26 protein-coding genes and 1 tRNA gene are annotated in these 24863 nt (G+C 69.1%); 14 read left to right on the plus strand and 13 right to left on the minus strand.

Annotated elements, in window-relative coordinates; translation table 11 throughout:
• Window positions 1-5: 5 nt before the first annotated feature.
• Genes ACFYRH_RS10280 through ACFYRH_RS10290 form a run of 3 tightly spaced genes read right to left on the minus strand, consistent with a single transcriptional unit; the run spans window position 6 to window position 2688 of the window.
• Complete coding sequence (locus ACFYRH_RS10280; protein ID WP_387771171.1) at window positions 6-656, minus strand: hypothetical protein; 651 nt, start codon at window positions 654-656, stop codon at window positions 6-8.
• Window positions 656-1303, minus strand: coding sequence for a 2'-5' RNA ligase family protein (locus ACFYRH_RS10285; RefSeq protein WP_387771174.1), 648 nt, complete (start codon window positions 1301-1303; stop codon window positions 656-658). Before ACFYRH_RS10285 ends, ACFYRH_RS10280 begins: the two co-directional genes overlap by 1 nt.
• Window positions 1300-2688, minus strand: a complete 1389-nt coding sequence (locus ACFYRH_RS10290) for a hypothetical protein (protein WP_387771176.1) — start codon at window positions 2686-2688, stop codon at window positions 1300-1302. Before ACFYRH_RS10290 ends, ACFYRH_RS10285 begins: the two co-directional genes overlap by 4 nt.
• 280 nt (window positions 2689-2968) lie before the next feature.
• On the opposite strand from ACFYRH_RS10290, the gene ACFYRH_RS10295 reads away from it, so the two are divergent.
• Window positions 2969-3472, plus strand: coding sequence for a hypothetical protein (locus ACFYRH_RS10295; RefSeq protein WP_387771179.1), 504 nt, complete (start codon window positions 2969-2971; stop codon window positions 3470-3472).
• A gap of 11 nt (window positions 3473-3483) precedes the next feature.
• Here ACFYRH_RS10295 and ACFYRH_RS10300 read toward each other — a convergent pair whose 3' ends face one another.
• From ACFYRH_RS10300 to ACFYRH_RS10315, 4 genes are all read right to left on the minus strand, one after another.
• Window positions 3484-4854: a TrpB-like pyridoxal phosphate-dependent enzyme gene (locus ACFYRH_RS10300; RefSeq protein WP_387771182.1), complete on the minus strand. Its 1371-nt coding sequence runs from the start codon at window positions 4852-4854 to the stop codon at window positions 3484-3486.
• A 62-nt stretch (window positions 4855-4916) separates the two neighbouring features.
• Complete coding sequence (locus tag ACFYRH_RS10305; protein WP_387771185.1) at window positions 4917-5516, minus strand: histidine phosphatase family protein; 600 nt, start codon at window positions 5514-5516, stop codon at window positions 4917-4919.
• Window positions 5483-6517: an adenosine deaminase gene (locus ACFYRH_RS10310; protein WP_387771188.1), complete on the minus strand. Its 1035-nt coding sequence runs from the start codon at window positions 6515-6517 to the stop codon at window positions 5483-5485. Before ACFYRH_RS10310 ends, ACFYRH_RS10305 begins: the two co-directional genes overlap by 34 nt.
• A 44-nt stretch (window positions 6518-6561) precedes the next feature.
• Window positions 6562-7755, minus strand: coding sequence for a pyridoxal phosphate-dependent aminotransferase (locus ACFYRH_RS10315; protein WP_387771191.1), 1194 nt, complete (start codon window positions 7753-7755; stop codon window positions 6562-6564).
• A 288-nt stretch (window positions 7756-8043) separates the two neighbouring features.
• On the opposite strand from ACFYRH_RS10315, the gene ACFYRH_RS10320 reads away from it, so the two are divergent.
• From ACFYRH_RS10320 to rplA, 5 genes are all read left to right on the plus strand, one after another.
• Window positions 8044-8116, plus strand: a tRNA-Trp gene (locus tag ACFYRH_RS10320).
• Window positions 8117-8171: 55 nt separating this feature from the next.
• The gene (gene secE, locus ACFYRH_RS10325; protein ID WP_387771194.1) at window positions 8172-8414 is read left to right on the plus strand and encodes a preprotein translocase subunit SecE; all 243 of its coding nucleotides are present in this window, start codon (window positions 8172-8174) and stop codon (window positions 8412-8414) included.
• Between the two features lie 77 nt (window positions 8415-8491).
• The gene (gene nusG / locus ACFYRH_RS10330; RefSeq protein WP_387771197.1) at window positions 8492-9670 is read left to right on the plus strand and encodes a transcription termination/antitermination protein NusG; all 1179 of its coding nucleotides are present in this window, start codon (window positions 8492-8494) and stop codon (window positions 9668-9670) included.
• Between the two features lie 12 nt (window positions 9671-9682).
• Window positions 9683-10114: a 50S ribosomal protein L11 gene (rplK, locus tag ACFYRH_RS10335; protein ID WP_387771200.1), complete on the plus strand. Its 432-nt coding sequence runs from the start codon at window positions 9683-9685 to the stop codon at window positions 10112-10114.
• A gap of 82 nt (window positions 10115-10196) precedes the next feature.
• On the plus strand, window positions 10197-10919 hold the full coding sequence (gene rplA, locus ACFYRH_RS10340; protein ID WP_387771203.1) for a 50S ribosomal protein L1: 723 nt from the start codon (window positions 10197-10199) through the stop codon (window positions 10917-10919).
• A gap of 161 nt (window positions 10920-11080) precedes the next feature.
• Here the strand turns inward: rplA and ACFYRH_RS10345 are convergent, their stop codons facing one another.
• Entirely contained in the window at window positions 11081-12121 is a 1041-nt protein-coding gene (locus tag ACFYRH_RS10345) for an alpha-hydroxy acid oxidase (RefSeq protein WP_387771206.1), read from the minus strand.
• Between the two features lie 162 nt (window positions 12122-12283).
• Here ACFYRH_RS10345 and ACFYRH_RS10350 point away from each other — a divergent pair, with 162 nt between their 5' ends.
• Together ACFYRH_RS10350 and ACFYRH_RS10355 are read left to right on the plus strand one after the other, a co-directional pair.
• Window positions 12284-13774, plus strand: coding sequence for a DHA2 family efflux MFS transporter permease subunit (locus ACFYRH_RS10350; protein WP_387771209.1), 1491 nt, complete (start codon window positions 12284-12286; stop codon window positions 13772-13774).
• Window positions 13775-13962: 188 nt separating this feature from the next.
• Entirely contained in the window at window positions 13963-15081 is a 1119-nt protein-coding gene (locus ACFYRH_RS10355; RefSeq protein WP_387771211.1) for a hypothetical protein, read from the plus strand.
• Here ACFYRH_RS10355 and ACFYRH_RS10360 read toward each other — a convergent pair.
• Window positions 15078-15626 (minus strand): hypothetical protein, encoded by a 549-nt coding sequence (locus tag ACFYRH_RS10360; RefSeq protein WP_387771214.1) that lies wholly within the window; start codon window positions 15624-15626, stop codon window positions 15078-15080. The genes ACFYRH_RS10355 and ACFYRH_RS10360 overlap by 4 nt on opposite strands.
• A 169-nt stretch (window positions 15627-15795) precedes the next feature.
• Between ACFYRH_RS10360 and ACFYRH_RS10365 the strand changes: the two genes are divergently transcribed.
• From ACFYRH_RS10365 to ACFYRH_RS10375, 3 genes are read left to right on the plus strand one after another with little or no spacing between them, the layout of a single operon-like run.
• Window positions 15796-17073: a sensor histidine kinase gene (locus ACFYRH_RS10365; protein ID WP_387771217.1), complete on the plus strand. Its 1278-nt coding sequence runs from the start codon at window positions 15796-15798 to the stop codon at window positions 17071-17073.
• Between the two features lies 1 nt (window position 17074).
• Complete coding sequence (locus tag ACFYRH_RS10370) at window positions 17075-17719, plus strand: response regulator (protein ID WP_387771771.1); 645 nt, start codon at window positions 17075-17077, stop codon at window positions 17717-17719.
• A 20-nt stretch (window positions 17720-17739) separates the two neighbouring features.
• Complete coding sequence (locus ACFYRH_RS10375) at window positions 17740-18417, plus strand: hypothetical protein (protein WP_387771220.1); 678 nt, start codon at window positions 17740-17742, stop codon at window positions 18415-18417.
• Here the strand turns inward: ACFYRH_RS10375 and ACFYRH_RS10380 are convergent.
• The 3 genes from ACFYRH_RS10380 to ACFYRH_RS10390 are packed head-to-tail and all read right to left on the minus strand — an operon-like array spanning window position 18412 to window position 21966.
• Window positions 18412-19044 (minus strand): bifunctional 4-hydroxy-2-oxoglutarate aldolase/2-dehydro-3-deoxy-phosphogluconate aldolase, encoded by a 633-nt coding sequence (locus tag ACFYRH_RS10380; RefSeq protein ID WP_387771223.1) that lies wholly within the window; start codon window positions 19042-19044, stop codon window positions 18412-18414. The genes ACFYRH_RS10375 and ACFYRH_RS10380 overlap by 6 nt on opposite strands.
• A gap of 29 nt (window positions 19045-19073) precedes the next feature.
• Window positions 19074-20660, minus strand: a complete 1587-nt coding sequence (locus tag ACFYRH_RS10385; RefSeq protein WP_387771226.1) for an amidohydrolase family protein — start codon at window positions 20658-20660, stop codon at window positions 19074-19076.
• A 1-nt stretch (window position 20661) separates the two neighbouring features.
• Complete coding sequence (locus ACFYRH_RS10390; protein WP_387771229.1) at window positions 20662-21966, minus strand: amino acid deaminase; 1305 nt, start codon at window positions 21964-21966, stop codon at window positions 20662-20664.
• 152 nt (window positions 21967-22118) lie between these two features.
• Between ACFYRH_RS10390 and ACFYRH_RS10395 the strand changes: the two genes are divergently transcribed.
• Genes ACFYRH_RS10395 through ACFYRH_RS10405 form a run of 3 tightly spaced genes read left to right on the plus strand, consistent with a single transcriptional unit; the run spans window position 22119 to window position 24237 of the window.
• Entirely contained in the window at window positions 22119-23093 is a 975-nt protein-coding gene (locus tag ACFYRH_RS10395; protein WP_387771232.1) for a sugar kinase, read from the plus strand.
• Window positions 23090-23824: an IclR family transcriptional regulator gene (locus tag ACFYRH_RS10400; protein WP_387771234.1), complete on the plus strand. Its 735-nt coding sequence runs from the start codon at window positions 23090-23092 to the stop codon at window positions 23822-23824. The genes ACFYRH_RS10395 and ACFYRH_RS10400 overlap by 4 nt, the downstream gene beginning before the upstream one ends.
• Before the next feature lie 8 nt (window positions 23825-23832).
• Window positions 23833-24237 (plus strand): RidA family protein, encoded by a 405-nt coding sequence (locus ACFYRH_RS10405; protein WP_350280905.1) that lies wholly within the window; start codon window positions 23833-23835, stop codon window positions 24235-24237.
• On the opposite strand, the gene ACFYRH_RS10410 is transcribed toward ACFYRH_RS10405, so the two are convergent.
• Window positions 24230-24820, minus strand: a complete 591-nt coding sequence (locus ACFYRH_RS10410) for an SMI1/KNR4 family protein (RefSeq protein ID WP_387771238.1) — start codon at window positions 24818-24820, stop codon at window positions 24230-24232. The two genes, ACFYRH_RS10405 and ACFYRH_RS10410, sit on opposite strands and share 8 nt — an antisense overlap.
• Between the last annotated feature and the right edge of the window lie 43 nt (window positions 24821-24863).

Here is a 24863-nt window from a genome sequence, read left to right on the forward strand (position 1 = left end):
GAGTCCTAATAGCGCCAGTCGAGCTCGTGATCCTGCATCCAACGGGTCAGAGGCTCCGCGACACGAGTTGACGTGGCTGCACCTGTCAGGAGGTCTGAGAGGACCTGAGCGGGTGCAGCCAGGCGGAGACCGGTGTCGGTCTTGCGGGCGCGGGTGTAGACGATGTCCTGGGTTGTCTCGGCCAGCACGATCGACCTGCTTGTTGCAGGCACCAGCTCCCAAATAGTGGCCGCGGCCTGCGCATCGGGCGTGTAGATCACCGTCGGGCCCGTCGGCGTATCCGGCGCCCAGTGCTGTGCCGCCTGGGTGCCACTGACCGCGTGCCGGAGGTCGCTGCCCGGCACCTGGTCGAAGAGCCTCCCCGCGGCGCGTTTGCTACGCCAGTACGTCAGCCGCGCCTCACGTCCGAACCGCGTCGCCCGGTTCCAACGGCGCAGCAGCACCAGCCAGCTCGGTACGGCGACGACACCGGGCGCCGGCCGCTCCACGAGGGCTTCCCGGTCGAGTTGCTCGACGACTCGGCGGATCGTGGGCGCCGGGACGCCGGTGGTCGTCACCAGGTCATGCGTGGTCCAGAGACTGCGGAAGTCCAGCAATGCGCGGATGACCAGCGCTGCCGCGTCATCGGACAGCAGGTCGGCTGCGGTCGCATTCATCAGCCCGCTCCGGTGTCGTCGGAGCGGTAGAACGGCAGACCGAGCGGAACGGTGGCGTACGTCGACCACTCGTACTGTTCGTGATCACGGTTGAGCACGATCAGACTGACGTCCGTCAGCTCCGTAGTGCGGGACCCGCCGCCCAGAGCTCGTGTGCGTTGGATGAGCGGCTCGGCCGGGGCGACCTGGTTCCAGTACCCCAGCGAGATGTGTGGGTCCAGCTCGGGCAGCGCGGGGACGGACTCGGGGCCCCAGACGTCGGTGATCGCCGCACGCAGCTGGGCGCGGAGCCGGCGCATCCGGTCAACCGGGGTCACCGGGAGCTGCAGACTCTCCACGTCGACGACCGCAGGACCGATCCGGATCTCGAACGGCTTGAACAGTTCGAGCCGTTGTCGCGCGGCCTCGACGATCGGACGCAGATCTGCCGTCGGCACCTTGTCGACGAAACCGACGCCCTGCAAGGTCAGGTGCAGCCACCGCGCCGGGACCGGCGTGATGCCGGGAAGCGACTCGACCAGCCGTTGGTACGCCGTGTGCAGCTCCAGCAGCACCGTGTCCTCGGGGAAGACGATGTGCCAGGTGTAGAACGATCGCCCGGGTCGCCAGTTCGGGCGCCAGTACCAGTGGTCGCGAACGTCCTTCATCCTGTCCGGTCCTCTCTCGCGCGTCGTGCCGGATGGGCTCGGTGGGCATCGGCCGGAACGAGTCCGTTCGGCGCCGGCCGTGGCGTCCGGACTGGGAGGGCGGGTCGCTGGCTGAACTCGGCGATCCGGTCGCGCAGCATCCGTCCCTTCGAGCTCCGCGCGTACGGCGCGGTCAGGGCTGCGACCTCGGCGACCCGCTGGATCAGTGGGCGGACGCGGTACTCCATGGGCACGTCCAGGACCGGTTCGACGGCCTCCAGCGCACCGTCGAGCTCGCCGAGCAGCAGGCGGGCCTTCGCCTGCTGCAGCCGCGCCATCCGTTCCGATCCGAGATTCCGGAGCGGGTACGGCGCTGCCTCGAACCCCGCGACGCTGTGATCGGCATGGTCCGCGGTGTGCTGTGCCTCGCCGAAGGCCAGGTAGGTGTCGGCCCAGAAACCTTCGGCACGCTCCGGCGTACAGACGAGGACGCCGCCTGGTTCGGACTCGGCCTGGCGGACGTTCAGCGTTCGGGCGATGTCGAGCAGTTCGCGGGCCTTGTCCGGTCGGCCGGCGCGGGCGAAGTCGACCGAGCCCGCGCTGGCGAGGAACAGCCGGGCCGTACCGGCGGCGTACCGCAGGCCGTCCTCCGCGTACGTCGCCGCGCGGGCGAAATCGTCCTGCCAGAACGCGGCGGTGTGCTGGGTCGCGCGGATCCAGCCTCGCAGGACGTCGTGGTCCGCGGCCTCCGCGCACGCCCAGGCGGTCCGGGTGTGGGCTTCGGCGACATCAGGACGGCCGAGGTCGACCGACATCCAGGCGAGCAGCGTGATCGCCCACCCGGCGGCCGAGTACAGGTCGCGGGACTGGCGGGGCGCCTGGTTGCCGGCCAGCAGGTTGAAGGCGCGGTTCCGGATCGCGCGGCTCTTGGTGAACAGATGTCTGGTCGGAGTCCGGAGGTAGGACTGGGCGATCCGCTCGATGTCGGCCCGTAACTGCTCGACGGTGAGTTCACCGACGTTGGACTCCTCGGCGAAGGAGAGCAACGCGATGGACTCGTCACCGGCGTTGATCAGGTCGTCGTCGTGGCCGACCATCGAGGGCGGCGGCTGCTCCTGGTCGGTCGCGGACGTACCGGACGGCGGGAAGAATCCGAGTTCGTTGTCGGCGGCAACTTGCAGGACGTGGCGCAGACCGGAGCGGTACGCCGCGCCGGGCCAGCGCACCGCCCCGCGTTCCAGCTTGGCGATGTAGTGGCCGTCGAGCTCGTACTTGATCTCGGTGGTTTCCCACAGCCAGGAACAGATGGTGTCGGCGAGCTCGCCCCGGGACATGGATTCGCCCGGCGCGCGGCGTGACGGAGTGCGCTCTCGCGCCGCCCGCAACAAGTCGTTGGGCTCTGGCATGGCGGTAACTGTAAGACGCCGAACACCCTCTGCGACGGGGAAATCGGGTCCTGTGGATGATCTGCCCCTGGCTGCCCCAGGATGCCCCGAATCCGTTGGGGAACAGGAGTTTTCGGGCGTTGTTGCCGGTGTGGATGTGGGTCGGACCTCCGTCTCAGGGAATCGTTGGGGCCTGGTTCCGCTCGCTGAGCGTAAGCAGCGCGGGGCATTCCGGGGCAGATAGGGGCAGCCCCTCGTGAGGTGAGCTCCAGGTGCGGCGTGTGGTGGTTAAGGTTGTCGGGTGCCTGAGGAAGCCGTGACGACGTTGCGCGCCGAGCTGACCCGCTTCGATCGGGCGGAGGAAGGATTCGCTCTGCTCGAGGTGTTCCTGGAGGTTGCCCGGCCACGGCTGGGCGCGGTCGTGCTGGATCCGGTGGGGATGCGGCTGCCGGACGAGATGACTGATGATCGGGCGGTCGTACAGGGTCTGATCGAGGACGTCGAGGGGGAGTCGCGCGGGAAGGGCCGGGTCGTCGAGCGTGAGTTCGACATGGACGACGAGCAGGCCCGGTGGGACTACGTACGGCTTGCCTACAGCTCGAATCAGGCGACGGTTTGGAGCCGTCGGCAACGGACGACGTACTTCGAGGCGGCCGGCGGGTCCAAGGCGACGTACTGGCTGCCGGACAGTTTGAAGGCGGACTACTTCGGGGCGTTGACCTCCCGTGGGTGGGCGATTCCGGAGGACTGGCTGGCGGCGGTGGCCAAGCGGCCCAAGCCTTGGTGGAAGCGCGGGGGCCGCTGACCGGCGGACGCCTAGCTGAGGGCCGGCAAATGCGTCAGGGCCTCGGCGACCGCTGACTGGATCTCCGCGTCCTCCCAGGTGCGGTCGGTCATGGTGTCGGACAGGTAGGCGTCGTAGGCGGCCAGGTCGAGGTGTCCGTGGCCGCAGAGGGCGGTGAGGATGACCTTCTCCTCGCCGGACTCCTTGCAGCGTTGGGCTTCCTCGATGGCGGCGGCCAGGGCGTGCGTGGGCTCGGGAGCCGGGACGATGCCTTCGGTACGGGCGAACTGCAGGCCGGCGGCGAAGCACTCGGACTGCGGCTTGGCGACCGCCTCGAGCTCGCCGGTCTCGTAGAGGTGGCTGATCAACGGGCTCATGCCGTGGTACCGCAGGCCGCCCGCGTGGATCGGGTCCGGCACGAAGTCGTGACCGAGGGTGTGCATCTTCATCAGCGGGGTCATGCCGATGGTGTCACCGAAGTCGTACGCATACGTGCCCTGCGTCAGCGACGGGCAGGCGGCCGGCTCCACGGCGCGCACGACCGGCGACATCCGGCCCGCCCACCGCTCCCGCAGGAACGGGAAGGCCAGGCCGCCGAAGTTCGACCCGCCGCCGGTGCAGCCGACGAGAAGGTCGGGGGTCTCGCCAACCATCGCCAACTGCATCAGCGCTTCCTCGCCGATGATGGTCTGGTGCATCAGCACGTGGTTGAGGACCGAGCCGAGCGCGTAGTGCACCTCGGGATCCTGCACCGCGGCCTCGACCGCCTCGCTGATCGCGATCCCCAGTGAACCGGTGGAGTCCGGGTGCTCGGCGAGGATCTTCCGCCCGGCCTCGGTCAGATCCGACGGGCTCGGGTGCACGGTCGCGCCGAAGACCTGCATCATGGTCCGCCGATACGGCTTCTGGTCGTACGACGCCCGCACCTGCCAGACCTCACACTCCAGCCCGAACTGCGCGCAGGCGAACGCGAGCGCCGTACCCCACTGGCCGGCGCCGGTCTCGGTGGTGAGCTTTCGGACGCCGGAGATCGCGTTGTAGTACGCCTGCGGGACAGCGGTGTTGGGCTTGTGGGAGCCCGCGGGTGAGACGCCTTCGTACTTGTAGTAGATCCGTGCCGGGGTATCGAGCGCCTTCTCGAGACGGTGCGCCCGGTAGAGCGGGCTGGGTCTCCAGAGCCGGTAGACGTCGAGCACCTCACCCGGAATGTCGACGTACTGCTCCTGTGAGACCTCCTGCAGGATCAGGTCCATCGGGAAGAGCGGTGCGAGATCGTCCGGGCCGATCGGTTGGCCCGTGCCGGGGTGCAGCACCGGTGGCGGGGGCGTCGGCAGGTCGTGAAGCACGTTGTACCAACGCGTTGGCAGTTCGTCCTCGGGGAGCAGGATCTTCGTTGGCGTCATGCCGCAAAGTTAGGCGCGTCAGGAGCCCCGAACAATGACCTGAACCGGAACTCGACCGGCACTTATTCTGCCCACGTCAACCGATCGACCGTTCCTCCTGTGCGCACGCGATAAACGACGTCGGAAGGCTGCCGCGTCCCCAACGCATCCGCTACGCCGAGTCGCCGCAAGAGCACTCGCCCGATCATCTCGTGCGACACCACCAACGGCCGCCGAGCGCCGCTCCGCCCCACCACGTCGAGGGCCCGCCCCGCGCGAACCTCGGCATCCGCATAGCTCTCGCCGCCGGGAAACCGAAAGGTGTACTTCGCCCGCTCCCGCACCGCCGGCTGCCCCGGCCAGCGCGTCTCGATCTCGGCCGCTGTGAGCCCGGACCACAACCCGTGGTCAATCTCGGCCAGATCGTCGATCACCTGCACTGCGAGCCCAAGACCCGAGCCGATGATCGAAGCGGTCCGATGCGCTCGGCCGAGCGGGCTCGCGAAGATCGCGTCGATCTCCTCTGTCTTCAGGAGGTCGGCGTTTCGGGCGGCCTGTTGGAGGCCGAGGGGAGTGAGTGGGGAGTCGAGATGGCCTTGGCGGCGGGACTCGGTGTTCCACTCGGTTTGGCCGTGGCGGGCCAGGTAGGTCAGGCGGGGACTGTGGCGGGGGTGCCCAGCCATTGGTCGATTTCGGTGAGGAGGGTTTTCTGGGTTTCCGGCGGAGCGGTGGAGGCGAGGACCGAGGAGCGCGCCAGGTCAGCCAGCTCGGCGTCGGTGAAGCCGTGGACCGTGCGGGCGGTTTCGTACTGTTCGGCCAGGCGGGAACCGAAGAGCAACGGGTCGTCGGCGCCGAGGGCGATGCGGGCGCCCGCCTCGTAGAGAGCGCGGAGCGGGACGTCTTCGGGACGGCGATAGACGCCGAGCGAGACGTTGGACGCGGGGCAGACCTCGAGAGCGATCTGGGCGTCGACGATCCGCTTCAACAGATCGGGATCCTCGACGGAACGGACGCCATGTCCGATCCGGCCGGCACCGAGCTCGTCCAAACAGGTGCGGACGGTGGCGGGCCCGCAGAGCTCACCGCCGTGCGGCGCCGACAGCAGGCCGGCGTGCCGTGCGATCCGGAACGCCGGCTCGAACTCGGACGTCGTACCCCGGCGCTCGTCGTTCGACAGGCCGAATCCGACCACGCCGCGTCCGACGTACTGCGAGGCCAATCGCGCGAGCGTACGGGCGTCGAGCGGGTGGCGGGTGCGGTTCGCGGCGATGATCACCTGGACCTCGATCCCGGTCGACGCCGCCGCATCCCGCGCGGCGTCGAGGACCAGATCGGTGAACTCGGTGATCCCGTGGAAGCGGTTGGCATATCCGGACGGGTCCACCTGGATCTCCAGCCAGCGGGAACCGTCGGCCCGGTCGTCCTCGGCCGCCTCGCGCACCAGGCGCCGTACGTCGTCCTCGGTCCGCAGCACCGAGCGCGCGATGTCGTACAGCCGCTGGAACCGGAACCAGCCGCGCTCGTCCGCGGCCGACAGCTCCGGCGGCCAGTCGATGCGCAACGCATCGGGCAGCCGGACGCCGTGCTTGTCCGCGAGCTCTACCAGGGTCAGGTGCCGCATCGACCCGGAGAAGTGCAGATGCAGGTGCGATTTCGGCAACACCCGCAGATCCCGCTGCGTCATTACCGAAGGTTACCGAGCCCGCACCCGACCGGCGAAATCCGGGATCACCCCAGCAGCTTGGCGATCCGCCCGAGGCCCTCGGCCAGGTCGTCGTCGCCGAGCGCGTAGGACAGTCGCAGGTACCCCGGTGCACCGAACGCCTCGCCCGGCACGACCGCCACCTCGACCTCGTCGAGGATCAGGTCGGCCAGCTCGGAGGACGTCGCCGGCGTCCGCCCGGCGATCTCCTTGCCGAGGACGCCCTTGACCGACGGGTACGCGTAGAACGCGCCGGTCGGCTCCGGGCACTCGACGCCGGGGATATCGTTGAGCATCCGGACCATGGTCCGCCGGCGCCGGTCGAACGCCTGCTTCATCTCGTCGACGGCCTTCAGGTCGCCGGACACCGCGGCCAGCGCGGCCCGCTGGGCGACGTTGCAGACGTTCGAGGTCTGGTGCGACTGCAGGTTCGTCGCGGCCTTGATGACGTCCTTCGGGCCGATCATCCAGCCGACCCGCCAGCCGGTCATCGCGTAGGTCTTGGCGACCCCGTTCAGTACGACGGTCTTGTCCGCCAGCTCCGGCACCGCGACGGGGATCGACGTCGGCGTCGCGTCGCCGTACGTCAGGTGCTCGTAGATCTCGTCCGTGATCACCCAGAGGTCGTGCTCGAGCGCCCAGCGGCCGATCGCCTCGACCGCCTCCGGGCTGTCGACCGCTCCGGTCGGGTTGCTCGGCGAACAGAACAGCAGCGCCTTGGTCTTCTCGGTCCGCGCCGCCTCCAGTTGCTCGACGGTGACGCAGTAGTTCTGCGACTCGTCGGCGAGCACCTCGACCGGTACGCCGCCTGCCAGCCGGATCGCCTCCGGGTACGTCGTCCAGTACGGCGCCGGCAGCAGCACCTCGTCACCCGGGTCGAGGAGCGTCGCGAAAGCGTTGTAGACCGCGTGCTTCCCGCCGTTCGTGACCAGGACCTGCGCGGCCTCGATCTCGTAGCCGGAGTCGCGCTTGGTCTTGTCGGCGATCGCCTGCTTCAGCTCCGGCAGGCCACCGGCCGGGCTGTACCGGTGGTTCTTCGGGTCCCGCGCGGCCGCGACGGCGGCCTCGACGATGTAGTCCGGCGTCGGGAAGTCCGGCTCGCCCGCGCCGAACCCGATCACCGGGCGGCCCGCCGCCTTGAGCGCCTTCGCCTTGCTGTCCACCGCCAGCGTCGCCGATTCACTGATGGCGCCGATCCGCGCCGAGATCCTGGAACCCATGACGTCCATCCTGGCATCACGCCGTACGGCGGTGCGCGCCGGTTTCAACCGGTGGTCCGGGAACGCGCCGGGGGTGTGGTGCGTTGGGGACCGGTGGAGGCTGTATGGTTCTGACCGCGGTGCGGCGCCTGGTGACGGGTCGTGCGGGCAGGGTCAGGCCGAAGGACGCCGAGAGGCTGAGTTCGACCAGGTGGCTCCGACCCCGTACACTCATCTAGTCCGGGCGTTGATGGCCCTGATCCGGCATGCCCGAGATCAGGTCCGACGCGGCGTCCGGATGGATTGCAGAGGGCACTAGCTCAACTGGCAGAGCATCGGTCTCCAAAACCGAAGGTTGGGGGTTCAAGTCCCTCGTGCCCTGCAAATCCTGACCGGCGCAGGGCCGGTCAGGCCGCCGCTAGCGAAAGAGGTAGGTCGTGACGGAGACGCGCACCCCGGCACCGTCCGGCGCCGGCAAGCCGGCGGAAGGCAAGCAGGGCAAGGGCCTGCTGCGTTTCTACCGCCAGGTGGTCGCGGAGCTCCGCAAGGTCGTCTGGCCGACCCGCAAGCAGCTGTCCACCTACTTCGTGGTGGTCCTGACGTTCGTGGTCTTCGTGATCGCGATCGTCTCGGTTCTCGACCTCGCCTTCGGCTGGGCGATGTTCAAGATCTTCGGCTGAGGTTCGCCACGATCGACGACCGTAGGTAGGTCCCGGGCTCCTGACCCGACCGAAGCAGACAAGACCCCGATGCATAGATGACGGAGTACGACGTGTCCGAGCGCGACGACGAGGTCCTCGACTACGAGGACGAGTTCGACGTATCCGACTCCGACGACGACCTCGATTTCGACGAGAACGCCACCGACGACGACCTGTTCGGTGACGACGACGATGACGACGACCCGTTCGCGGATCTCGACGACGAAGACGAGGACGACGAGGAAGACGAGGCGGACTCCGACGAGGACGAGTACTCCGCCGACGACGAGTCGGAGGAGCCGGACGCGGACGCCGACACGTCGGACGACGAGCCGGTCGTCGTGGTCGCCGCCGCCGACGAGTCCGAGGTGACCGAGGTGGTGACCGAAGGCGACGTCGAGGACGCCGCCGAGGAGCTGGCCGAGGAGACCGCCGAGACCGCGCCGCTGACCACCACCGAGCCGCCGGCCGCGGCCGACGAGGTGGTCTTCTCGAGCGCTGACGACAGCGACGAGGACAGCGACGACGAGGACAGCGACGACGACGCCGACGTGGACGCGCTCGCCGCGGCGCAGGCCGACGACGAGGCCGAGGAGGCGGAGCCCGAGGAGCCGGGCGACCCGCTGGAGGAGCTGCGCAGCCGGCTGCGGTCGCAGATCGGCGACTGGTACGTGGTGCACACGTACTCAGGGATGGAGAACCGGGTCAAGGGCAACCTGGAGAACCGGATCAACTCCCTGAACATGGAGGACTACATCTTCGAGATCATCGTGCCGACCGAAGAGGTCGCCGAGATCAAGAACGGGCAGCGCCGGATGGTGAAGCGCACGGTGCTCCCGGGCTACGTGCTGGTCCGGATGGACCTGACCGACGAGTCCTGGTCGACCGTGCGGCACACGCCGTCGGTGACCGGCTTCGTCGGGAACAGCCAGAAGCCGGTCCCGCTCAGCCTCGAAGAGGTGGAGAAGATGCTCGCTCCGGCCGTCGTGGCGGCGGCCGAGGCGGCGGCAGCCGAAGCCGGTGCCGCACCTGCCAAGACCGCGGCCAAGAAGAAGGTCGAGGTCGCCGACTTCGGTGTCGGGGACTCGGTCATGGTGGTCGACGGGCCGTTCGCGACCCTGCACGCCACAGTCACGGAGATCAACGCCGAGGCCCAGCGGATCAAGGCCCTGGTGGAGATCTTCGGCCGGGAGACCCCGGTGGAACTCAGCTTCAACCAGATCCAGAAAGTCTAAGGACCCGACAGAATGCCTCCCAAGAAGAAGATCGCTGCGCTGGTCAAGGTGCAGCTCCAGGCCGGTGCCGCGACGCCGGCACCGCCGGTCGGTACCGCGCTCGGTCCGCACGGCGTCAACATCATGGAGTTCTGCAAGGCGTACAACGCGCAGACGGAATCCATGCGCGGCAACGTCGTACCGGTCGAGATCACCATCTACGAAGACCGCTCCTTCACCTTCATCACCAAGACGCCGCCGGCGCCGGAGATGATCAAGAAGGCCGCCGGTCTGCAGAAGGGTTCGGCCGTCCCGCAGCGCGACAAGGTCGGCAAGATCACCAAGGACCAGGTCCGCGAGATCGCCACCACCAAGATGCCGGACCTGAACGCCCGTGACATCGACGCCGCGATGAAGATCATCGAGGGCACCGCGCGCTCGATGGGCGTCGTGGTCGACGGCTGAGCGCCGTACACCCCAGCAAAAAGGTAGTCGTGGCAGGGCGAAGCGCCGCCCGGAGACCACACCCCAGAGAGGAACCGTAGTAATGGCACAGCGCAGCAAGGCTTACCGCGCGATCGCGGAGAAGATCGACTTCGATCACCTGTACACGCCGCTCGAGGCGATCCGGCTGGCCAAGGAGTCCGCCGGCAGCAAGAAGTTCAACTCCACCGTGGACGTCGCGATGCGTCTCGGGGTCGACCCCCGCAAGGCCGACCAGATGGTGCGCGGCACCGTCAACCTTCCGCACGGTACCGGCAAGACGGCACGGGTCCTCGTCTTCGCCACCGGCGAGAAGGCCGAGCAGGCGAAGGCCGCCGGCGCCGACTTCGTCGGTGACGACGACATGATCAAGAAGGTGACCGACGGCTGGCTGGACTTCGACGCCGTCGTCGCCACCCCGGATCTGATGGGCAAGGTCGGCCGCCTCGGCCGGGTCCTCGGCCCGCGTGGTCTGATGCCGAACCCGAAGACCGGAACCGTCACGCCGGACGTGACCAAGGCCGTGTCCGACATCAAGGGCGGCAAGATCGAGTTCCGGGTCGACCGGCACGCGAACCTGCACTTCATCATCGGCAAGGCGTCGTTCGACGAGGCCCAGCTGGTGGAGAACTACAGCGCCGCGCTCGAGGAGATCCTCCGGCTCAAGCCGGCCAGCTCCAAGGGCCGCTACATCAAGAAGACGGTCTTCTCGACCACGATGGGTCCGGGCATCCAGGTTGACCCCAACCTGACCCGCAACCTCGCCGAGGACCAGGTCGACGCCTGAGCCTCCACCTCGTCACCAGAAAACCCCCGGTCCACGACCGGGGGTTTTCTGTTCTCCCGCCATCTCGCCCGAGTCGTGTGAATCGGCTCCTCACCGTTACGCCGAGTCGTGGAGTGGGGCTGCAGGTCGGCAACCGATCCCCACGACTCGATGAACGGTCGTCATGCGAAGCGGCCGGTGACGAGGTCCGGGGTCAGCGAGGACAGGGACGGAATGCCCACCAGGCGGAGGGCGTGGTCGAGTTCGGTGCCGAGGTCCGTGAGCAACCGGGTGACGCCGGCGGATGAGCCGACGGTCAGCGCCCACAGTGCCGGCCGCCCGACGAAGACCGCGCGGGCGCCGAGTGCGAGGGCGGCGAGGATGTGTTCGCCGCGGCGGATGCCACCGTCGACGTACACCTCGATTCCGGAGCCGGCGACTGCTTCGGCGACCTCGGGGAGGGCCAGAGCGGTGGGGATCGAGCCGTCGAGCTGGCGGCCGCCGTGGTTGGACACGATGATGCCGGCGGCGCCCGCGTCCGCGCAGCGTTTGGCGTCGTCGCCGCGGAGTACGCCCTTCACGACGACGGGCAGGCCGGTGCGTTCGGCGAGCCGGCCGATCACGTCGGGGTTCAGGTCGTCGGCCTTCGCGAGGTCGTCGTCGGTCCAGTCGCCCGCGGGCAGGTTCGCGAGCAGCTGACCGGGTCGCACCAGGTCCCAGACCGTTTCGCCGTCGTCTTCCTTCCGGCCGACCACCGGGGTGTCGGCGGTCAGCACGACCGCCCGCGCGCCGGCCGCGACCGCTGCGTCCAGCATCCGCTCGGTGATCTCGCGGTTCCGTACGACGTAGATCTGCAGCCACCACGGGACGCCGGTCTTCCCGAGCTCGCCGAACGTCGTCCCCGCGTTGCTGGAAAGGCCGATCACCGACTTCGCAGCGCCGACGCCGCGCGCCATCGCGAGCTCGCCGTCCGGGTCGGCCATCCGGTGCATCGTCGAGGGCGCGACCAGGATCGGCAGGTCGACGGGTTCACCGAGGACCGTGGTCCCGAGGCCGACGGTGGAGACGTCGTTCAGCACATGCGGGCGGAACCGGTACGTCGACCAGGCCGCGGTCGCTTCTCCGACACTGATCCCACCGGCCGAACCTTGCCGGAAGTACCGGTGCACGGCCTCCGGGAGCCTCTCGGCGGCCGCGGTTTCCAGGGTGTCGATCCAACGCATGCGGCCCATCGTCGCACCCCGTCGGTCCCGCGGTCACGATCAGCTATGCGGCCGCGGCGCACAGTACGGCAGGCTAGATTGGAGGCCGTGCACGACCATGGGCGTCTGCACCAGAACCATCGGGAACCCGGGGGGCCGGCGGTTGCCGCTCGCGGGCACTCTGTGGCGCTCGGAATCCTGTGCCTGTGCTCACTGACGGCCGGGGTCGACCTGACGATCACCAACGTCGCGCTGCCGGCCATCGGCAAGGTCCTCGATGCCGGCACCAACGAGTTGCAGTGGACGATCGACGCGTACAACATCGTGCTGGCCGGGATGCTGGTGCTCGGCGGCGCGGTTGCGGACCGGTACGGGCGCCGTCGCGTGTTCCTCGCCAGCTATGCGCTGTTCGCCCTCGGCTCGCTGGCCGCGGCGTTCAGTTCGGCCGCGGGAGCGTTGATCGCGTCGAGGGCGGTGATGGGGCTCGGCGCCGCCGGTGCGATCGCGCCCGCGCTGGCGATCATCGCGTCGATGTACCCACCCGAGAGGAGGGGCCGCGCGATCAGCGCCTTCGTCGTACTCGGTGCGACCGGTCTGGCCGTCGGGCCGATCATCGGCGGGCTGCTGCTTGACCACTTCTGGTGGGGCTCGGTGTTCCTGGTCAATGTGCCCATCGTCGCGGTCGGGGTTGTGGCGGGCGCGCGAACCATCCCCGAGTCACGCGCTCCGGTCCCCGCTGGTGGCCGCCCCGCGCTCGACGTGCTGGGGGCGGTGCTGTCGGTGGTCGGGCTCGGTGCATTGCTCTTCGGTGTCATCGAAGGCCCAGGACGCGGCTGGACGTCGCCGCTCGTGCTCGCTGCCGTGGGGTTCGGTGCGATCACCGTCACCGCGTTCGTCGTCCGCGAGCTACGGACGGGGTCCCCGTTGTTCGACGTACGGATCCTGCGGCGCCCGCTCGTCGCCACCGGCGCGATCACGTTGATGGTGGCCTACCTGGTCCTGAGCTCGTTCCTGTTCCTGAATCCTCAGTACCTCCTCGACGTCCGAGGCGAGTCGATCGTGGCCGTCGGTCTGCTGTTCCTGCCGTTCGCAGTCGTCTTCGGGGCGTGGTCCCTGCAGTCCCAGCGGATCCTGCAGTGGTTGGGAGCCCGGACCACGATCGCGCTCGGGCTCGTCGTGAGCGCCGCCGCGGCCGGCGTACTCGCGGTATCCGGCAGCGGACCGCTCTGGGCGATGATCGCCGGCTCTGTCATCCTCGGCGCCGGCCTGTCGGTGCTGATCGCCCCGCCGTCGACCGTGGTGATGAACAGCCTGCCCGCGGCGAAAGCCGGTGACGGGTCGTCCCTCAACTTCGTCAGCAGGTTCGTGGGTGGGTCGATCGGGGTGGCGATGGCCGGATCCATCCTGGCGAGCGCCTACGTCCGGAACCTCGATGCGAACGCGCCCGCTCTCGAACCGGAGCAGGGCGGCAAGGCCCGAGGGTCGCTACAGGGTGCGCTCGAGGTGGCCGGGACCCTGCCGGCGCCGATCGGCAGCTCCCTGACGACAGCTGCCCGGGACGCGTTCGACCGTGGCGCCGAGATTGCCTACGCGGCGATTGCCGTCCTTGCGCTGATCGCGGCGGCGGTCGCGTGGTTCACCCTCGACCGGCCCGCTCGACTCGATGGCGACTGACAAATCGGCGGCGGTTCGTTGGCCCGGACAGGTAGAGTTGGGGACATGACGCAGTACGGGCGGCGATTTCTGCGCCCCGGCCGGCACGACGGTGCCGACGGGGTGAGCTGCTGCTGCGCTCTCTCCTGAGGTGACCGCGGCCGACCGGGGTGGACCCCCGTCGAGACCGTCACCTTGGAGAGAAACCCATGTCTGTCCTCACTGTTGAAGAACTGCACTCTGCCCTCGCGCTCCGCGACCTCGCCGATCCGGCCCAGGGAGCGCACGCCGTCCAGTTGATCGTGGACTCGATCCGCCAGGCGCTCGGCACTGCCTGGCCCTACACCGAGATCTGGACGCGCCGCGACCATCCCGTCGTACCGATGGCGGACAACTACGACAACCTCGGCTACGCAGCCGACGCCGTGACACGGGAGGCCCGCTACACGCGCTACGTGTCCGAGACCGAGGTACTGCGCAGCCACACGTCGGCCATGATCCCGCCGGCACTTCGCGAGCTCGCGCAGTCCGAGGCATCCGATGTGCTGATGATCTGCGCCGGCATCTGTTACCGCCGGGACTCGGTCGACTGGCAGCACACCGGTACGCCGCATCAGCTCGACCTGTGGCGGATCAGCCGCAACGTGACGTTGGGCGAACCCGAGTTGGAGGACATGATCGCCCGTCTGGTCGACACGATCCTTCCCGGGCAGACGTACCGCACCGTGCCGGCGGTCCACCCGTACACGATTCACGGCCGTCAGATCGACGTACTGCTGGACGATCAATGGATCGAGATCGGTGAATGCGGTGTCGCGGCTCCGCACGTACTCCGTCTGGCCGGCCTGGACGAGAGCTGGACCGGACTCGCGATGGGACCCGGTCTCGACCGGCTCCTGATGCTGCGCAAGGGCATCCGCGACATCCGCCTGCTCCGGTCGACGGATCCACTGGTGGCGAACCAGATGCTGGATCTGACGCCTTACAAGCCGGTCTCGTCGATGCCGCCGGTCCGTCGCGACCTGTCGGTCGTGGTCGACGCCTCGGCGGACGTGTCGGCCGAAGTGCTCGGTGACAAGGTGCGCGCCGCGCTCGGCGCGCAGGCCGATGCCGCGGAGTCGCTGGAGGTGCTGGGCGAAACGTCGTACGACGACTTGCCGACGGCCGCCCGTGAGCGTCTCCAGATGACCCCGGGGCAACGGAATCTCCTGGTCAGGCTGGTCCTCAGGCCGGTGGATCGGACCCTCACCGATGCCGAGGCCAACGTCTTGCGGGACAAGGTCTACCGAGCCCTGCATGACGGTCCCGTGCTCGAGCTCATCGGCTAGCGACTCCGCAGTTCGCGCGCGGCGACCACGAAGGCGCAGATCGCCAGCGGCAGCTCCAGCAGGAGCGCCTCAGTGAGCGAGAGCGTGCGGTCGAAGCCGGCCGCGGCGGTGCTGACGTCGAACCAGGCGTCGGCGACGAGCAGCGTCCCGGCGGCCATCGCGGTCAGAACGGCGTACCTGTTGCGCTTGTGCAGCAGGTACGCCGTGAGGCCGGCCGCGAGCGCCGTACCGCAGTCGAGGCCGATCCAGGTGAGCTTCCAGTGATCCACCTGGTAGCTGCGCGGCAGCGTGGCCGCGAGGATCAGGCACCAGGGGAGCAGCACTGCGGCGACTCCGGCCGCGACCACCGCGGCCAGGCCGCCGGGTGAACGCCGCGGGCGGATCCGGCCGTCGAGCCGGCCCTCGGCGATGTAGTCCTCGAGCGCGTCCGCGACGCGATCGTCGATCGCGTCGCCGAGCCTGCCGTCCAACCTGCTGTCCAGTCTGCCGTCGATGGCCCGGCCCGGATCGCCGGTGCGGCTGGAGCCGATCGCTGTCGTCGTCATGGCTTCGAGCATCCCGGGCGGCGGCGCTCGGCACAGTCCGGTCAGCCCACGAACCGGGGTGGGGATAACCCCCGGTCCGATCCGTGGGTTGTCCTGATGCCGTCCGGCCGCCCCGACCACGTAAGTTGTGACGGCAAGCACGCGCTGAGACGGGGAGGTGAAGGTCCGGATGACGGTTGCCGCGAGTCCGGTTCCCCGGGCACCTTGGCGCCTGTGGCGCTCGCCGTACTTGTGGTTGGCAACCATCCACGTGCTCGGCGACTCGCTGGTCGTCCTCACCTCGGGGCTGCTGGTCCTGGCGACGGTGCTGATCGTCCTGTTCGCCTGGCCGTTGGCGTACGTCGGCATCCCGCTGTCCGTCGGCGCGAACCGGTTCGTCTACCAGGTGGCCGGCTGGGAGCTGGCCAGGGCGCGGATCACCCGGGAGCAGCTGATCCAGCCGTTGGTGCCGCCGCTGCCGACCGGCTCGCGGATCGACGACGCCCGGCAGGCGGTGACGGACCAGGGCCTGTGGCGGCAGTTCCTGTACTACGTCCTGCTGTTGCCGCTGGCGATGATCTGGTTCGTGCTGATCGTGTTCGCCTGGTCCGTTCCGCTGGCGCTGGTCGGACTGCCGGCGTACTACTCGCACTTCGCCGCGTCGCAGGCACAGGTCGGGCCGTTCGTGATCGACACGGTCACGAAGGCGTCGGTCGTGGCCGGGATCGCGGTGGTCTTCCTGCTGCTCGCGTCGCCCTGGCTGATGCGTGCCGCCTCGAGCCTGGACGCGGAGCTCGCGCGGACGCTGCTCGGCCGGTCCGAGACCGGTGCGCTGGCGGAGCGCGTCTCCCAGCTGGTGACGAGCCGGCAGCAGGTGGTCGACTCGGTCGAGGCCGAGCGGCGCCGGATGGAGCGTGACCTGCACGACGGCGCCCAGCAGCGGCTCGTCTCGCTGGCGATGACACTGGGACGGGCGAAGAACCGGCTGGGCGACAAGGAGCCGGCGGTCCGTTCGCTGATCGAGGAAGCACACTCGGAGGCGATGCAGGCGATCGCCGAGATCCGCGACCTGACGCGCGGACTGCATCCACCGGTGCTGAGCGACCGCGGTCTGGACGCGGCCTTGTCGGCGGTCGCGGCCCGGTCGCCGGTGCCGGTCCGGCTGAGCGTCGACGTCCGGCCCCGGCCCTCGCTGACGATCGAGTCGATCGCGTACTTCGTGGTGACGGAGGCGCTGGCCAATGTGGCCAAACATGCGGTGGCTGCTCAGGCGGAGGTGCGAGTGACGCGGGCTCGGAACGTACTGCGGATCGAGGTGCGTGACGACGGCCAGGGCGGCGCCGATCCGGCGAGGGGGAGCGGGTTGCGTGGGCTGACCGATCGGGTGGCCGGTGTCGACGGACGACTCACCGTGGACAGTCCGCCGGGTGGCGGGACGACGCTGATCGCGGAGGTGCCGTGTGGCTGAGCTGCGGGTGGTGATCGCCGAGGACTCGGTGCTGTTGCGTGAGGGCATCATGCGGCTGCTGGAGGAGCAGGACTGTGTGGTGGTCGCGGCTGTGGGTGACGGCGACTCGCTGCTGAAGGCGGTCGAGGCGCATCGACCGGACGTCTGTGTGGTCGACGTGCGGATGCCGCCGACCTTCACCGACGAGGGGCTGCGGGCGGCGCTGGTGATCCGTGAGCAGTATGCCGAGGTCGGGGTGCTGGTGTTGTCGCAGTACGTCGAGGAGCGGTATGCGAGCGAGCTGATCGGCGGGAACCCGGGTGGCGTCGGCTACTTGCTGAAGGACCGGGTCGCGGATGTGGATCAGTTCATCGACGGACTGCGCCGGGTCGCGGGCGGTGGCGCGGCGCTGGATCCGGAGGTGATCTCGCAACTGCTGGTGCGTTCGCGGCGGGCGGATCCGCTGGCGGTGCTGAGCCCGCGGGAACAGGACGTTCTCCGGGCGATGGCCGAGGGCAAGTCGAACGGCGGGATCGCGCAGGCGCTGGTGGTCGGCGAAGGAGCCGTGGAGAAGCACATCAGCAACATCTTCCTGAAGCTCGATCTCACGCCGACCGACGGGGAGCATCGCCGGGTGCTCGCCGTCCTGAAGTTCCTGGGCAGCTGATGTCGAGCGCGCAGCGGAGGATGCTGATCGTCGGGCTGGTGCCCTTGCTGGTCCTTGTCGTCGCGGGAGCCGCCGTGACGATGTCGACGATCCGCGGCAAACTGCCGTACAGCTACTCGGCGGCCTTCGCCCCGGGGGCCGACGGGGTGCGGATCAAGTCCGATGTGCAGACCCAGGTGCTGGCCAGCGTCGACGGGCAGGTGCACGTGAGCGTCGACGGGACCTATGCCGCCGCGAAGCCGGACGTCAAGGTGTCGACGGACGATGGTGTTCTGGCCGTCGAGAGCAGGTGTCCGGACGTGCACTGCTCGGTGGATCTGACGGTCGAGGTGCCTGCCGCCGCGGCAGTCCAGGCGAAGGTCGAGGGGTCCTCGGTCAACGTCGTGGGGGTCTCGTCGCCGCTGACCGTTGCCGTCGCCGACGGGTCGGTCGACCTGGTGCGGGTGCGGAGTCCACGGGTCTCGGTGGACGCCCAGCGTGGGTCGGCCACCTTGAGCTTCGACAGCGCGCCCGACCAGGTGTCCGCGACCACCAGCGATGGATCGCTCACGGTGCAGGTGCCGCCGTTCACGAGGTACACCGTCGACGCGGTCGCCGCGCAGGGCTCCACCGACCTGCAGATCCCGAACGATCCCGCTGCGACCCACCACCTGTACCTGCGATCGAGCTACGGCAGCGTCACCGTGCAGCAGTCATAGGGCGGCGCAGAAGGTCTTGGCCTTGGTGGTGATCGAGTCCCAGTTGGCGGCGGCGACGTCGGCAGGGGAGACGACATCGGTGCCGGCACTGACCGCGAGGGCGCCGTTGGCGAGGAAGTCGTGGGCGTTGGTGGCGTTGACGCCGCCGGACGGGATCAGCGGTACGCCGGGGAACGGGCCATTGAGGTCCTTGAAGTACTTCGGGCCCAGCTGGTGAGCCGGGAAGATCTTGACCGCGGCGGAGCCGAGAGCCAGCGCAGTCATCACCTCAGAAGGCGTGAAGGCACCCAGGACGACCGGGATGCCCGCGGCCGTAGCCGCCGAGGCGATAGCGGCCGCCTCGGGACCTTGGCCAGGGGTGACGAGGAACTGCGCGCCGGCGTTGATGGCCTGCGTGGCCTGGTCGGCAGTCTGGACAGTGCCCGCGCCGACGACCGCACCGGTCTCGGCGGCCGTGGAGGCGGCGCGTTCGAGGTGCCGCGGCAGGTCAGGGGTGGTGTAGGTGAGCTCGACGACGTGGATGCCGCCGGCAACCAATGCGGCGCAGAGGTCCCGCGCGTCGGAGATCTCCGGCGCACGGACAACGGTCAGGACACGGTCGGCGCGGAGCAACTCCAGGGTGTTCACAGAAATGGTCCTTTCAAGGGGGATCTTGGCTACGGGGTACGGCGGATGGCGCGCCCGGGCAGCGCCTCGGTTCGATGGGAGTCGTCGATGACGGGGACGCCGTTGACGAGCACGAAGGGGATACCGGCAGCCTGCTGACGCGGCTCCGGGAACGTGGCGGTGTCGCGGACGGTGCCGGGATCGAACAGGACCAGGTCCGCGGCGTACCCCTCGCGGATCAGGCCGCGGTCGGTGAGCCGGAGGCGGCGCGCGGGGCGGCCGGTCAGGTGGTGGATGCAGTCCGCGAGGTCGAGAACGCCCAGGTCACGGACGTAGTGCGCGAGGTACCGCGGGAAGGTGCCCCATGAGCGTGGGTGCGGTTTGCCGCCGACCAGGATCCCGTCCGAGCCGCCGGTGTGCGAGCGGTGCTGCATGATCGTGCGCACGTTCTCCTCGTGGCCGACGTGCTGCAGGATCGACGTCGCGAGATCGTCCGCGAGCAGCAGATCGAAGAAAACCTCGGACGCCGGCTTCCCCGCGCGGGTCGCGAGCGTCGCGACCGTCTTCCCGACCGCGTCGGACAACGCCGCGTTCCGGACGCCGCCGATCTCGATCGTCTCCCACTCGACAACGCATCCGTGGCAGCCGTCCGAGCCGACCTGCTCGAGTTCGTACGCGATCCGGGACCGCGCCGACGGATCGCGCAGCCGCGACAGCAGGGCGTCCGGGCCGCCCTCGGCCGTCCAGCTCGGCAGGATCGCCGCCAGGGTGGTTGCCCCCGGCAAGTACGGGTAGGTGTCCGTGGTGACGTCCACGCCGGACGCGATCGCCTCGTCGATCATCGCGACCAGGTCGGCCCCGCGTCCCGCGTTCGGTGCGAAGTTCATCACCGCGTGGGTCAGATGCAGCGCGCAGCCCGAGCGGCGTGACACCTCGACCATCTCGGCGTACGCCTCGAGGGCGCCCTTCCCGTACGAGCGCTGGTGCGGGGCGTAGTACCCGCCGTACTCCGCGATGACCTTGCACAGTGCGACGAGCTCGTCGGTGCCGGCGAACATGCCGGGCGTGTAGGTAAGCCCGCTGCTCATCCCGACCGCCCCGTCGCGCAGACCGTCGGCGAGCAGCTCTTCCATCCGTGCGAGCTCGGCCGCCGTCGCGGGACGGTTCGAGGTGCCGACGACCATCATCCGCAGCGTGCCCTGCGGAACCAGGTACGCCGCGTTGCAAGCGATCCCGCGGTCGAGGCGATCGAGGTAACCGGCGACCGTGGACCAGCTGAACTCGAAGTCGTCCGGCTCCCCGTTCCAGCCCGCGATCTGGCGCCGTACGACGGCCCTGGTCGGGTCGTCGATCGGCGCGAACGACAGCCCGTCCTGACCGAGCACCTCCAGCGTGACGCCCTGGCTGACCTTCGCGGTGTGATCGGGATTGACCAGGATCTGCAGATCGGAATGCGAGTGCATGTCGATGAACCCGGGCGACAGCACCAGCCCGCCGGCGTCGATCGTCCGGTGCGCCGGCGGGAGATCGGTACCGATCGCCACGATCCGGCCGGCGTCGACCGCGACGTCGCCGTGGTACCCAGGTGACCCGGAGCCGTCGACGATCAGCGCCCCGGTGATCAGTAGGTCGGTCATCTCAGAAAAACGTCCGGACCAGGTCGACGACGACCGGATCGGCGGCGTCCGGGTCGTCGATCACCGGGATCAGGCCCCACTTGTCGAACGCCGTACAGGGGTGGGACAGGCCGACCCGGAGTTCGTCGCCGATCACCACGGGCTGTTCGTCGGAGAAGTGCAGATAGCCGTGCTGGTCGTTCAGGTTGGTCACCGTCATCCCGGTCGCGGGCAGGATCGGCGAGCCCTCGGACCGTGGCCGGATCAGCTGCGGCTCCGGGTAGTCCTGGTCGAACGGGAAATCGCGCCGGCCACCGTCGAAGATCGCCAGGCCGGGCTCGGGCTGCGACGTGATCCGCATCCACCCGTGCATGGCCGCGACGAGCTGCTCGCCGTCGGTCCGTGGGTTCTGGCCGAGCGGTGAGACGCGGCGGTAGAGCCCGTCGTCGTGCGTGATGTACGCGCCGGACCGCAGTACCACGCGGGCGCCCGCACCGGCCTCGTCGGCGAGGACCTTCGCGACCTGCTCGAAGTACTGACTGCCGCCCGCGCTCACCACGGGTACCACGTCCGCGTCGTAGTACTGCCGCAGACGGTGATGGACCGCTGCCAGGTCCCGCAGGTACGCGCGGACCTCCTCGAGGTTCGCCTCGTCGACACCGTGCCCGATCGCGCCCTCGTACCCGGCCACGCCGGCGAGCCGCAGTGTGCTCGCGTCGGCGATCGCGTCGCCGACGGCCAGCGCGGTCTCGAGGTCGCGGGCGCCGGTGCGGCCACCGATGCCGCCGACCTCGACCATCACGTCGAGCGGGCGCGCGTCGGGACCGACGTACGCCGACCGGGCCGCCTCCATCAACTCGACCGTGCGGATCGAGTCCGCCCAGACCAGCACCTCGAAGGACGGGTCGGCCTCGAGTTCGTCGGCGATCCAGCGCAGCTGGAGCGGGGAGATCACCGCGTTCGCGATCAGGATCCGCTGGAAGCCGTACGCGCGGGCGACGCCGAGCTGGAAGGCGTTGGCGAGCGTGATCGCCCAGGCGCCCGCCTCCAGCTGCATCGCCCAGAGCGCGGGTGCCATCGAGGTCTTGCCGTGCGGCGCGAGCTCGACGCCGTGGCGCGTGCACCAGGTCGCCAGCGTGTCCACGTTGTGCCGCAGGCCGGGCGCGGACAGCGTCATCAACGGCGTGGGCAGCTGGGACAGCCGTGGCCGATCGGCGAGCACCTCGGCGACGGTCCGGCCCCAGAACGTGGGCGGCAGGGCCTTGTCCTGCCAGCTCACCAACTGATCGGCGAGAGCGGCGACGGCGTCGGCATCGTAAGCAGGCATCTGATCCCCTGGGGTTGAGATTGCAAAATGCGCAACGCTCATTGCGCATTCTGACTCGTCGGTTGTAGCATCGCGCCCGAAGTCGCGTCAACGCACGGTCAGCACACGGTCAACACGCGTCTATCCCATCACCCCGCCGCCAAGGAGTGCCGATGCCCGAACCGCTCCCTGAGACGGCCGCGATCTGTCTGGGCGAGGCGATGGTGATGTTCGCGGGCGGTCCCGGGCCGCTGGCGGACGTCGAGGTGTTCCGCCGGTCGGTCGGCGGCGCGGAGTGCAACGTCGCCGGCGGGCTCGCGGCGCTCGGCGTACCGACGAGCTGGATCTCGCGGCTCGGCGACGACGGTTTCGGTGAGCACGTCCTGCGGGATCTGCAGGCCCGCGGCGTCGACGTCGGCGGTGTGGAGCTGGATCCGGTGCGGCCGACCGCCCTCTACGTCAAGGAGTCGCAGGACGGGCGCTCCCGGATGCACTACTACCGGACCGGTTCGGCGGCTGCAGCGATGGCGCCGGAGTTCCTGGACCGCCCGGAGGTACGCCGTCGACTCGCCCAGGCGCGCGTGGTGCACACGACTGGCATCACTGCGGCCATCTCCGAGTCCAGCGCGCAGATGCTGGAGCGGCTGGCGACTGAGCCGCGGGAGTTCCTGCTGAGCGTCGACCTGAACTGGCGGCCGGCACTCTGGCGGGACAAGGACCCGGAGTCGTTGTGGCGGTTGCTGAAGGCAGCTGACCTCGTGCTGATCGGCGCTGACGAGGCAGCGGTCTTTGCAGGGACAGGCGATCCGGAGGAGCTGTACGAGCGCTTGGGGGCCAAGACCCTTGTCGTGAAGAACGACGCGCACACTGCCACGGTGCTCGAGCCTGGCGGCCGCACCGACGTCCCAGCGTTGTCCGTCGAAGTGGTTGAGACAGTAGGAGCGGGTGACGCGTTTGCTGCCGGTTTCCTGGCTGGGACGCTCCAGGACCTCCCGATGACGCAGCGCCTCCGGCTGGGGCACCTCACTGCCGCAGCCGTACTGACAGCTCCTGAAGACCACGCACCGCCGCCCGCAGCCCCCGAACGTGAGCGTCTGCTCAGTGCGACCGACGAGGAGTGGGCTGCGACGAAGATCGGCCCCAGATGAGTCAGAGTCTCGGTCGGGCCTTGCAGATCCTCTCCAGCCTTGGTGAGGGGGAGCGGTCGCTCGACCAGCTCGCGACCGAGCTGGGTGTTCACAAGACCACAGTCCTCCGGCTGCTGCGCACCATGGAAGCAGAGCGGTTCGTACGCCGGGACTCCGCGCACCGCTACCGACTCGGCTCACGTCTGTTCGCCCTCGCCGACGTTGCGCGCGAGCAACACGTCGTACGCGAGGTTGCCGCACCGCATCTGCGGGAGCTGAATCAGAGGACCGGTCAGACCGTTCACCTGGCGGCATGGGAGAACGGCGAGGTCATCTACATCGACAAGCTCGACAGCATGCGCGCGGTGCGGATGTACTCGCAGGTCGGCGTACCGGCCGCTTTGCACTGCACGGCGGTCGGGAAGGTGTTGCTGGCGGCGCAGCCCAAGCGCACGCGAGAGGCGGTGCTCCAGGCGCTGGACCTGCGCTCCTACACGCAGAACACGATCACCGACCTGGACCGGTTGCGGGACGAGTTGGCCACGACCAAAGAGCGTGGTTGGGCGCAGGACAAGGCTGAGCACGAGGCATTCATCAACTGCATCGGTGCGCCGCTGAAGGCCCGCGACGGGCGGGTTGTCGGGGCCGTGTCGCTGTCGGTTCCCGACGTACTGCTGAACTATGAGCAGGTGATCGAGCTGCTGCCAGACCTGCTCGCCACCGCGAACGCCATCAGTGCCGACTACAACTGAGAGGTCTCATGTCCGACAAGAGCGCAGTGTCCACGACCGATGCACCGCCGCCGATGCCGGTGTTCTCGCAGGGCGTCCGCAAGGGCAACATCCTGCAGGTGTCCGGCCAGGGCTCGGTCGACCCGGCCAGCGGCGAGTTCGTGTTCGCCGGTGACGTGAAGGGCCAGACCACCCGGGTGCTGCAGAACATCGAGGCGATCCTGAAGGCCGGCGGCGCGAGCATCGACGACGTGGTGATGCTGCGCGTCTACCTCACCCAGCGCGAGGACTTCGCCGCGATGAACGAGGCGTACGCCGACTTCGTGTCGACCCGCACCCCGAGCGGCGTGCTGCCGTCGCGGACCACCGTCTTCACCGGCCTGCCGCTTCCCGACATGCTGGTCGAGATCGACGCACTGGCCGTCCTCAGTTAGTACCGACCCGGACCAGCGGCTCGTCATTGACGACCCGCTGGTCCGGACCGCGGTCCCACCACAACTCCTGGTGGGTCGTGAGATACGGGTACCAGCCGTTGACCCCGGTGCCATGGTGCAGCGAGTGGACCACCTCCGAGAGGTACGCCGAGAGGTCCGGCCAGCTGTCCGTGAAGTCGCCGACTCCGTCGTGAGGGGCCATACCCAGCTGGCCCCGTGACGGGCCGGGGCGCAGGTCGATGACCTGGAGATCGCCATCACAGTCGGCCCACGGCACCCAGGCCGGATGCCAGTACGGCTCCGGAGCCGACGAAGGAACGTTCTCCGCGAGCTCCATCCGCAGTTGCCAGTTCTCCGCGATCTGAGCCGCGCTCGACGGTGGCGCTTCCGGTAGGAGGTTGGCCCACGACACCAGCCCGTTGTGGCACCGCAATGACTCGATCAGCTCGGGCGGCAGCTCGACAACGCGCTGCGCCAAGTGCAGCTCCGCGCCGGTGACCGGAGGCGCGAGGACGGCGTACGTCGCTGGAGCGTGCCCGGCGAGCCAGCGGTCGAACTGGTCCCAGGTCGCGGTGATGCTCACCGGCTGGACACTACCTCGACAGCTTTCCCGTATACCGGGATAA

The organism is Kribbella sp. NPDC004875, assembly GCF_042873375.1.
GTDB lineage: Bacteria > Actinomycetota > Actinomycetes > Propionibacteriales > Kribbellaceae > Kribbella.